The organism is Enterobacter sp. EC_50, assembly GCF_019584525.1.
GTDB lineage: Bacteria > Pseudomonadota > Gammaproteobacteria > Enterobacterales > Enterobacteriaceae > Enterobacter > Enterobacter roggenkampii.
Genome location: NZ_VDAF01000117.1, coordinates 1 through 231, shown reverse-complemented (window position 1 = coordinate 231; position 231 = coordinate 1). Strand labels below are relative to the sequence as shown.

Here is a 231-nt window from a genome sequence, read left to right as displayed (position 1 = left end):
CCCGTCAATTGTTCAAGACCATCAATCGCTGGCTGGCCGAAGCAGGCGTCATGATGACCCAAGGCACTTTGGTGGATGCCACCATCATTGAGGCACCCAGCTCTACCAAGAACAATGAGCAGCAACGCGATCCGGAGATGCATCAGACCAAGAAAGGCAATCAGTGGCACTTTGGCATGAAGGCCCACATTGGTGTCGATGCCAAGAGTGGCCTGACCCACAGCCTGGTCA

General features: G+C 55.0%; 1 protein-coding gene. It reads left to right on the top strand.

Annotated features, from left to right (window positions below):
- Positions 1-231 (top strand): transposase (locus FHC48_RS23275; RefSeq protein WP_158650026.1); only part of this gene is annotated, 231 nt, incomplete at both ends.